The 9,630-nt window shown below is 35.0% G+C and carries 9 protein-coding genes; 2 read left to right on the top strand and 7 right to left on the bottom strand.

All coding sequences use genetic code 11. The features are described from left to right. Positions 1-61 precede the first annotated feature (61 nt). The gene (locus tag FPG59_RS10295) at positions 62-655 is read left to right on the top strand and encodes a thymidine kinase (RefSeq protein ID WP_086454518.1); all 594 of its coding nucleotides are present in this window, start codon (positions 62-64) and stop codon (positions 653-655) included. Between the two features lie 102 nt (positions 656-757). Here FPG59_RS10295 and FPG59_RS17050 read toward each other — a convergent pair whose 3' ends face one another. The 6 genes from FPG59_RS17050 to asnS form a co-directional block, all read right to left on the bottom strand. Further along, complete coding sequence (locus FPG59_RS17050) at positions 758-1,057, bottom strand: Uma2 family endonuclease (RefSeq protein ID WP_369596813.1); 300 nt, start codon at positions 1,055-1,057, stop codon at positions 758-760. 32 nt (positions 1,058-1,089) lie between these two features. Beyond that, positions 1,090-1,344, bottom strand: coding sequence for a Uma2 family endonuclease (locus tag FPG59_RS17045; protein WP_369596812.1), 255 nt, complete (start codon positions 1,342-1,344; stop codon positions 1,090-1,092). 90 nt (positions 1,345-1,434) lie between these two features. After that, positions 1,435-2,535, bottom strand: a complete 1,101-nt coding sequence (locus tag FPG59_RS10285) for a hypothetical protein (RefSeq protein WP_086454517.1) — start codon at positions 2,533-2,535, stop codon at positions 1,435-1,437. A 22-nt stretch (positions 2,536-2,557) separates the two neighbouring features. After that, entirely contained in the window at positions 2,558-3,046 is a 489-nt protein-coding gene (locus FPG59_RS10280) for a T9SS type A sorting domain-containing protein (RefSeq protein ID WP_086454516.1), read from the bottom strand. A gap of 201 nt (positions 3,047-3,247) precedes the next feature. Then, complete coding sequence (gene rpoN / locus FPG59_RS10275; protein WP_086454515.1) at positions 3,248-4,714, bottom strand: RNA polymerase factor sigma-54; 1,467 nt, start codon at positions 4,712-4,714, stop codon at positions 3,248-3,250. 83 nt (positions 4,715-4,797) lie between these two features. Continuing rightward, a complete protein-coding gene (gene asnS, locus FPG59_RS10270) occupies positions 4,798-6,243 on the bottom strand; it encodes an asparagine--tRNA ligase (RefSeq protein WP_086454514.1) in 1,446 nt (481 codons plus the stop codon). A 282-nt stretch (positions 6,244-6,525) separates the two neighbouring features. Between asnS and FPG59_RS10265 the strand changes: the two genes are divergently transcribed. Continuing rightward, a complete protein-coding gene (locus FPG59_RS10265) occupies positions 6,526-6,984 on the top strand; it encodes an RNA methyltransferase (protein WP_086454513.1) in 459 nt (152 codons plus the stop codon). A gap of 32 nt (positions 6,985-7,016) precedes the next feature. On the opposite strand, the gene FPG59_RS10260 is transcribed toward FPG59_RS10265, so the two are convergent. After that, on the bottom strand, positions 7,017-9,434 hold the full coding sequence (locus tag FPG59_RS10260) for an RND family transporter (RefSeq protein ID WP_086454512.1): 2,418 nt from the start codon (positions 9,432-9,434) through the stop codon (positions 7,017-7,019). Between the last annotated feature and the right edge of the window lie 196 nt (positions 9,435-9,630).

Raw genomic sequence — 9,630 nt, 5'->3', positions numbered from 1 at the left:
GTCTAAAATTCTATTACAAAGTAATAAAAACTATTCATTTTTTAAGTCAGAAAAAAACAAAATGTTTCTCGAAAATACAGTAAATCACAAAGAACAATTTGGTTGGATCGAAGTCATTTGTGGCTCCATGTTTTCGGGTAAAACCGAAGAGTTAATCCGTCGTTTGAAAAGAGCGCAGTTTGCCAAGCAAAAAGTAGAAATCTTCAAACCATCAATAGACACGCGCTATGACGAGGAAATGGTAGTTTCACATGATGCCAATGAAATTCGCTCTACACCCGTTCCTGCAGCAGCAAATATCGCAATTTTGGCACAAGGCTGTGATGTTGTGGGCATTGACGAAGCACAGTTTTTTGATGATGAAATTGTAAAGATTTGTAATGATCTTGCTAATCAAGGAGTCAGAGTGATTGTTGCAGGATTGGACATGGATTTTAAAGGAAATCCCTTTGGACCTATGCCTGCCTTAATGGCAACTGCTGAGTATGTAACGAAAGTGCATGCGGTATGCACCAGAACTGGAAATCTTGCCAACTACAGTTTTCGTAAAACCGATAATGACAAACTGGTTATGCTTGGCGAAACCGAAGAATACGAACCATTGAGCCGCGCTGCTTATTATCATGCGATGCGGAAAGATCAAGAGAAAAAATAAAATCCTCTCCCTTCCTGACGTTTCGGGACTCTCCGAGGGAGAGGGAACTGATACCAGGTTAAAAAAAACAAACCCTTTCAAAATTTTGAAAGGGTTTCTGTTTTAGTTAAAAATAGATTCTAATTTAAAATCCAATTCAGGAAATAATTTACTTTGAATATTATCTTCTTCAATTAAAGGATGCATTCCTATGAATTCATTCTCTTTTAATACATAAATAAAAACCGTTTTGTCTGCTGGGTTTACAATCCAATATTCAAGAACTCCAGCTTCTTCATATAAATCAAATTTATATTTCATCTCTTTGTTAGAATTCCCAGGTGAAAGAATTTCTATAACCAAGTCAGGAGCACCAATAGCACCACGTTCGTCAATTTTGGCATCATCACAAATAACACACAAATCAGGTTGTACAACGGTATAAATTTCTTGATCTAATCTCGATTTTTCTTATCCATCAGTCGAACATCAAATGGAGCAGCGAAAAGATTGCAAGGATGTGGTTTGAAAAAAATATAAAGCATACCTGCTAATTCCATAGATATTCTTTGATGAGTAGTACTTGGTGCTGGACTCATCTTAAATATCTTTCCTTTTATCAATTCTAGTTTTTCTTGAAACTGCCAGGTTAAATAATCCGCATAGGAATACGTTTTATTTAAATCTAATTGGTTTATGTCTGTTATCATGATGATTGATTTTTGTCAAAGTTACTAAAAAAACAACCCCTTTTTTCATTGGATCAAAAAGGGGCAATAGATTTAAAAAATCAGAAACAATTAATCAGTAGAAACAGTATTTCCTGCATTAATCAAAGTTTGTTTGTCTATAAGTCCTTGACCAGTTGGAGGTGCAGGTGGTTTTTGATCACTTAATGATACATATTTTCTTGATGACGGAGTTACGGTCAACAATTTGTTTAATAGTGTATTTATTTGCGAACTTGGTAATGCATTTCCACTAAAGTAAATAGAGCCACAATTAGACAACAAGGGTAATCCAATAGATGTTAATGATAAATTACCATCAATGGCTAATTGATTTTTAACATTTGCGAGCATAGGAAAACTAATTGAAGTTATTATTGGGTTTTCACTAATATTAATTTCTGAGATAGTGGTTAAGACCGGAAATAATATTGAAGTCAACACTGGGTTTTCATCAATTGAAAATTCACCATTTGAGGGTGTTATCTTTAATACTGGAAATGAAAGGACATTTAAAGCTTCGTTGTCTTCAATATAACAGACTTCATAAATTGCTGTAAGACCACTCAAGTTAATGCTTGTCAAATTAGCGTTTTCAGATATGCTTAAATTAATTAAACTTGTAATAGCGCTTAAATCCACAGTAGTCAATCCTGTTGTATTACGTATGTAAACATTTTCGGTATACGGCCCAAATTCAGCTGCAATTTGTATTGCCGCTTGTTCATTTGTAATATTTCCAGTTATTACGATAGACGTTTTTCCCTTGTTTTGACTATTTCCGGCATATAGTGCATACGGTACACTCAATAATTGACTCGTGCCACTAATAGTATAATTTGTTCCACCAGTAGGATCGGTTTCGGTTTTTATAAAATAAGTACCTGTTCCCCAATTTATTCCTGCAAAAGTTCCTGTCACGGCTGTTCCGCCTCCAATGGCTAAAGTTGCTAAACCGTTGGCATTTGTAGTCACCGTCTGCGTTTCTACATACGTTGCTGTTCCGTTTTCAGAACCTTGCAATATACTGATTTTCAAACCAACCACTGTATTAACTACAAGTGTTCCATCGGTTTTACGAATTACCGATTGGTAACTCATTTTTTGAGGAGCTTGCGCAAAAAGTATACTGAAAGTAGATAATAATAGTACAATAAGGGTAGTTTTTTTCATTTTGTTAATTGTTATTTAAGTATTATTTTTTAATGATTTTAAAAGTTTTTATTTTTTTAGAACCATTTGTTATGGTAAGAAAGTAAATGCCGCTTTGTAATTCTCGCATCGATACGCTTGTTTCAGAAGTTATCATTTTTTGAAGTTTTGATAATGTTTTGCCATTAAGATCAAAAAGCTGATAGGACATTCCGTTCCATTTTTCATCGCTCACTACAAGATTAAGAACATCTATAGTTGGGTTCGGATATGCAGACATGACAAGGTTAATTTCTGCAAAATCATTGTTACCCAGCGTTACAATTTCATAAGGTTGTTGAACTCCTGCAGTGACAATTCCGCCAGAATTTATTTGGCTTGTAAAAGTTGTTTGCCCAATAGAGTAACTGGCAGTTCCACCAGTTCCTGTTGCAGTACCGCCAGAAACAGTCACACTTTCTTGTGAATAGCAGTCAACGAATGAAATACTTATGAGTAATAAAATAAATAGATAATAATTGTTGTTTTTCATTTTAAATATAGTTTTTTTAATGAAATTAAGACTAGGCACTTTACAAAGGTGCGTAGACAATCTTCTTGTATTATAACACCTGCAATTTGAACCAATTTAATTTCTTGCACAATACCCACTTTTAATGATATTTTAAAAAAACAAATAGGACAAACTTGCCCGTAAACAAATTTGTCCTATTCTTTTTCTTTAACCAAAATTTTACATTTTCTTCCTCATTCTTGCCACAGGAATATCCAGTTGTTCTCTGTATTTTGCTATGGTTCTTCTTGCAATTGGATACCCTTTTTCTTTTAGAATTTCGGCCAGTTGATCGTCTGGTAATGGTTTTTTCTTGTCTTCTTCCTCGATAGTATTTTGCAGAATTTTCTTGATTTCCAATGTCGAAACATCTTCTCCCTGATCATTTTTCATAGCTTCTGAGAAGAATTCTTTAATCAATTTAGTGCCGTAGGGCGTTTCTACGTATTTACTATTGGCCACACGTGAAATGGTAGAGATATCAAGACCTACCATATCTGCAATGTCTTTTAAAATCATCGGTTTCAACTTGGTCTCATCGCCATCAAGGAAAAATTCTTCTTGGTAATGCATAATCGCATTCATGGTAACAAATAAAGTTTCCTGACGCTGACGGATGGCATCAATAAACCATTTAGCCGAATCCAGTTTTTGTTTGATAAACTGCACTGCATCTTTTTGCTGCGCTGATTTATCGCGGGAATCCTTATAGGTTTGCATCATTTCCTGATAATCTTTGGAAACATGCAGCGATGGTGCGTTACGACCGTTTAAAGTCAATTCCAATTCGCCATCTATAATTCTAATAGCAAAATCAGGAACTACATTTTCGGTTACTTTATTGTTTCCGGTAAATGAACTGCCTGGTTTTGGATTTAGTTTCTCAATTTCATGAATGGCTTTTTTCAACTGTTCATTCGATACGCCGTACTTTTGAAGCAGTTTATCGTAATGTTTTTTAGTAAAAGCATCAAATTGATTTTCGATAATGTCGATAGCCAAATCAACCGATTCCGTTGGTGTTTTGTGCTTGAGTTGTAGCAGCAAACATTCTTGCAAATCTTGTGCACCCACACCTGCTGGTTCTAGTTCGTGAATTACATGAAGCATTTTTTGCACCATTTTTTCATTAGTGTAAATACCTTGGGTAAATGCCATATCATCAACCATGTCTGGAATGCTACGACGAATGTAACCCATATCGTCAATACTACCTACTAGAAATTCAGCAATTTCGCGCTCTTCATCATTCAAGATAAAGGTGTTCAACTGATTGATTAAATCTTGATGAAAACTTACTGGCGCTGCAAAAGGTGTTTCTCGCTCGTCATCATCGTCACTATAATTATTTGCCTGAGTTTTATAATCAGGTGTTTCGTCGTTGCTTAAATACTCATCTATATTGATATCTTCGGCTTCAATGCGCTCTGATTCGGCATCATCATAATCATCATAATCTTCGTTTTCGAACTCGTCTTTTTCGTATTCATCTTCTTCCTTCCCTGATTCCAGTGCAGGATTCTCGTTCATTTCTTCGAGTAAACGTTGTTCAAAAGCTTGCGTAGGCAATTGAATTAACTTCATCAGCTGGATTTGCTGTGGAGATAATTTTTGTGATAATTTTAAATTTAAGAATTGCTTTAGCATTTTATATTTTGTTGTTTTTGTTTCAGGTTTAAAGTTTCAGGTTGTTGCACTTGAAACTTTAAACCTTGAACTTGAAACTTTTTTTAGAATTCCGCATTCATTGGTGTTCTTGGGAAAGGAATTACGTCACGAATGTTAGTCATTCCGGTTACAAATAACACCAATCTTTCAAACCCAAGTCCAAAACCAGAGTGAACTGCTGATCCAAATCTTCGTGTATCTAAGTACCACCACAATTCTTCTTCATCAATTCCTAAGGCTTTCATTTTTTCAACCAAAACATCAAAACGCTCCTCACGCTGAGATCCTCCTACTATTTCTCCAATTCCAGGGAACAAGATATCCATAGCGCGAACTGTTTCTCTTCCAGGTTCTGTATTGTCATTCAAACGCATGTAAAACGCTTTGATATTGGCTGGATAATCAAACAAAATTACCGGACATTTAAAGTGTTTCTCCACCAAGTAACGCTCGTGTTCACTTTGTAAATCAGCACCCCATTCGTTAATGATATAGTTGAATTTTTTCTTTTTGTTTGGTGTAGAATCTCTTAAAATATCAATAGCTTCCGTATACGAAACGCGTTTGAAATTGTTCTCTAAAACAAAATTCAATTTGTCTAGCAAAGCCATTTCACTGCGTTCTGCTTGTGGTTTTGATTTTTCTTCTTCTAAAAGTCTTCCTTCTAAAAATTTCAAATCCTCCGAACATTTGTCCAATGCATATTTTATAACGTACTGAATAAAATCTTCAGCTAAGTCCATGTTGTCATTCAAATCATTGAAGGCAACTTCTGGCTCAATCATCCAAAACTCAGCAAGGTGGCGAGAAGTATTTGAGTTTTCGGCTCTAAATGTTGGTCCGAAAGTATAAATCTGACCCAAAGCCATAGCAAAAGTTTCTCCTTCTAATTGTCCAGAAACTGTCAAGTTGGTTTCTTTTCCAAAGAAATCTTCTTTATAATTTACTTTTCCGTCTTCTGTACGTGGTGTATTGTCAAACGATAAAGCAGTAACTTTAAACATCTCACCAGCACCTTCAGCATCAGATCCTGTGATAATAGGCGTATTGACATATACAAAACCTTTCTCTTGAAAATAGCTATGAACTGCAAATGATAATACTGAGCGTACTCTCATAATAGCTCCAAAAGCATTAGTACGCACGCGTAAATGAGCATTTTCACGCAAAAACTCTAGCGAGTGTTTCTTTGGTTGCATTGGGAATTTCTCAGCATCAGAGTCTCCTAAAATCTCCAATTTTGTAACCTGAATTTCAAATTTTTGACCAGCCCCTTTGCTTTCTACCAAAGTTCCAGTTACGGATACCGCTGCACCCGTCGTGATTCTTCTTAAAGTTTCGTCTGGCGTATTTTCAAAATCCACCACGCATTGAATATTATTGATAGTTGAACCATCATTCAACGCGATAAATTGATTGTTTCTAAAAGTTCTCACCCATCCTTTTGCATTTACTTCATGAAGTGTCGTTGTACTGTTTAGTAAGTCTTTAACTTTTGTATGTCTCATTTTATGTGAATTGTTGATATTAAAAAATGTCTCGTGACTGAACTGCAAATATAAATGATTTGTTTGAAAAGTCCTTGTAACAATTTGGGTAATCAGGAGCTATTTCCCGCTATTCATTACAATCTTATTGTTTTTTGCAAGCAAAAACAATAAGGATTTCCATTTCTATCGGGGCTAGGGAGCTGGTTTCAGGACCTATTTTAGATTAATAATTGGAAGTATCTTCTTTTTGAAGCTGTTTAAAAACTTGGCTAACCGCACAACACTTTGTACTTTTGCCCCATGAACGACAATTTTGTAACAGAGTATTTCGGCATTGGCATCCAAAACGGTAAAACACCCGAAAATCTTGGTGTATTGTGGCGCACCGCACAAAACTTGGGTGCAAGTTATATTTTTACCATAGGAAATCGATATGCCAAGCAGGCTTGTGATACGCACAATGCTGTAAAATCTTTGCCCTATTTTCATTACGAAAATTTTGAAGATTTCTACAACAACTTACCCAAAGGCGCTCGCTTAGTAGGCGTTGAACTTGATGAACGCGCTACCGATTTAGAAACATTTGAACACCCGAGACGCTGTGTGTACTTATTAGGAGCTGAGGATAACGGACTCTCCAAGGCTGCTATCGCCAAATGCCATCATTTAGTTAAATTCAAATCAGAGAAAAGCTTAAACGTATCTGTTGCAGGAAGTATTGTACTTTACGATCGTGGCCTTGCAAAACCAAGATCGTAAAGCATGAAGTGAAATTCGAATACTGATTTAATTTATTTTTTTTGTTCTAATTCGTCAATTTCTGCATCACTAGGTTCAATGATGTCAATTTTTGGTTCTATAAAATCTTGTTCATTTGCCAGTGTTTTATTTAAGGTAAGCACCAATGCAGGTAGTAACATTAAATTAGATAGCATTCCGAACAATAATGTCAAGGAAATCAATCCGCCTAGTGCAATAGTACCTCCAAAACTAGACAACATAAATACCGAAAAACCAAAGAACAATACAATAGAGGTATAAAACATACTCAAGCCTGCGTCCGTAAAAGTGGCATAAACGGATTTACGAATCTTCCAGTTATTTTTCTTTAATTCCTCTCGATATTGCGATAAGAATCGGACGGTATCATCCACCGAAAGTCCAAATGCAATTCCAAAAACCAATATCGTTGACGGTTTTAATGGTATATCCAGAAAACCCATCAATCCAGCGGTAAGCATCAACGGAAGTAAATTTGGAATAATAGAAACCAAAACCATCTTGAACGAACGGAACATAAATGCAATTAAAAGTGCCGTTAACAAAAAAGCAAATGCCAGCGACGAAAGTAAATTATCTAGCAGGTAACCAGTCCCTTTTTGGAAAACCAAAGCTTTTCCTGTAATGGTTACTTTATATTGATTGGCTGGGAAAATCTTGTCCGCTTTCTTGCGAATTTCAGCTTCTATTTTAGCAATTTTATCGCCACTTTCATCACGCATGAAAGTAGTAATTCGAGCATATTGACCGGTTGCATCCACATAGCTTTTCATTACATTATCTTTCGAATTTTTAGTCGAATTTTTAGCATATGATAAAATAAAAGATTGTTCCTGTGAGCTAGGCAATTCATAATAATCAGGATTTCCGTTATAATACGCTTGCTTAGAATATTTAACCAGATTGACAATTGAAATAGGCTTTGACAATTCTGGAATCTCATCAATGGCTTCCTCAAGTTCCTCCATTCGCTTTAGGGTAGACAATTTCATAACCCCTTTTTTGCGTTTGGTATCAATCATAATTTCAAGTGGCATCACTCCGTCAAACTCTTTTTCGAAGAAAACAATATCCTCAAAAAAGGCTTCTTTCTTAGGCATGTCCTCTATTAAACTTCCCGAAATTCGCATTTCATATATCCCTATAATGCTCACTACTAATAACGATACAGCTACTACATAGATTGAAAATCGATTGTATTTTACATTTCTTAAGATCCAATCCATGAAAACTTTAACGTAGTTGCGATCCAAGTGCTCAATGTGACGCTCTTTAGGTGCCGGAATAAAACTATGAAAAATAGGGATTACTATGATGCACAAAAAGAAAAGAGCCATAATATTGATAGATGTTACCACTCCAAACTCTAATAACAATTGATTGTTTGAAGCAATAAAGGTAGCAAAACCTATGGCAGTGGTAAGATTAGTCATTAAAGTTGCCATTCCTACCTTTGTAGTAACACGTTGTAATGCTTTAGCCTTATTATGATGAATTTTATATTCTTGATGGTACTTATTGGTCAAGAAAATACAATTCGGGATTCCAATTACGATGATTAAAGAGGGAACTAAAGCCGTTAAAACCGTAATTTCATAATTCAACAATCCTAAAAACCCAAAAGACCACATCACACCAATAATTACAATAATCATAGATATTAAGGTGGCTCTAAAACTTCTAAAAAAGAAAAAGAAAAGCAATGAAGTTACCAGTAAAGAAGCACCTATAAAAATGCTAATTTCATCAGTAATGGTCTTTGCATTCAAGGTCCTGATGTATGGCATTCCCGAAACTCGTAAATCAATTCCGGTTTCTTTCTCAAAAACTTCGACAGCAGGGACTAGTTTCTCTAAAATAAAATCTTTTCTGGCAGCTGTGTTTACAATTTTCTTGTCCATGTACACCGCAGAACGAATACTTCCTGATCTTTTATTAAATAGCAAACCCTCATAGAAAGGCATATCATTGATAAGCTCCTTTTTAATGGTTTGCAAATAGGCAGGATCTAAAGTTTTATTTTGGTCAATAAAAGGAACCAACTGAAAGGTTTCAAGGGATTCATTTTTTTGAAGTTTTTTTAAATCATTAAGAGATACCACAAGATCTACAGCGGCATCCTTTTTTAAGGAATTCATCATTCTAGACCAAGACGCGTAAGCCTTTGGGGTGAATATAGCATCGTCTTTAACACCAATGATGACAAGATTTCCTTCTTCTCCAAATTTATTTAAAAAAGCATCGTACTCAACGTTTACAATATTGTCATTAGGCAATAAATTTGCCTCGGTAAAAGTAAAATGAATATTTTTCCATTGTAAAGCTAAAAGTGCTGTTATTACCACAATAATAGACAGCATTAAAATTCTATTCCTAAGGACAATACGAGCAATTAACTCCCAAAATCCCAAACTAAACCACTTGATCATATTTCCTATTTATCGGGCACAAAGGTAATTAAATCGACTTCAAATCATGGGTAATCTTTAAAAGTTTTTCTTGTGTTTACTGGATTTTAACGGTTGTTTTTTATATTTACAATTAATTAATTTTAAACTGTAAAATTTATACATTTGGTTTTACCATCTTTGTCATAATTAAAAAAATAATTTGTATCCACAACAC

It is taken from the genome of Flavobacterium sp. FPG59, from assembly GCF_002150205.1.
Taxonomy (GTDB): Bacteria; Bacteroidota; Bacteroidia; order Flavobacteriales; family Flavobacteriaceae; genus Flavobacterium.
This window is presented reverse-complemented; position numbering and strand designations above follow the sequence as displayed.

What these genes read in the sequence shown, in the direction of transcription:
- FPG59_RS10295 (WP_086454518.1), top strand. Translation starts at nt 62, where the DNA reads ATGTTTCTCGAAAATACAGTAAATCACAAAGAACAATTTGGTTGGATC.
- FPG59_RS17045 (WP_369596812.1), bottom strand. Translation starts at nt 1,344, where the DNA reads ATGATAACAGACATAAACCAATTAGATTTAAATAAAACGTATTCCTAT.
- FPG59_RS10285 (WP_086454517.1), bottom strand. Translation starts at nt 2,535, where the DNA reads ATGAAAAAAACTACCCTTATTGTACTATTATTATCTACTTTCAGTATA.
- FPG59_RS10280 (WP_086454516.1), bottom strand. Translation starts at nt 3,046, where the DNA reads ATGAAAAACAACAATTATTATCTATTTATTTTATTACTCATAAGTATT.
- rpoN (WP_086454515.1), bottom strand. Translation starts at nt 4,714, where the DNA reads ATGCTAAAGCAATTCTTAAATTTAAAATTATCACAAAAATTATCTCCA.
- asnS (WP_086454514.1), bottom strand. Translation starts at nt 6,243, where the DNA reads ATGAGACATACAAAAGTTAAAGACTTACTAAACAGTACAACGACACTT.
- FPG59_RS10265 (WP_086454513.1), top strand. Translation starts at nt 6,526, where the DNA reads ATGAACGACAATTTTGTAACAGAGTATTTCGGCATTGGCATCCAAAAC.
- FPG59_RS10260 (WP_086454512.1), bottom strand. Translation starts at nt 9,434, where the DNA reads ATGATCAAGTGGTTTAGTTTGGGATTTTGGGAGTTAATTGCTCGTATT.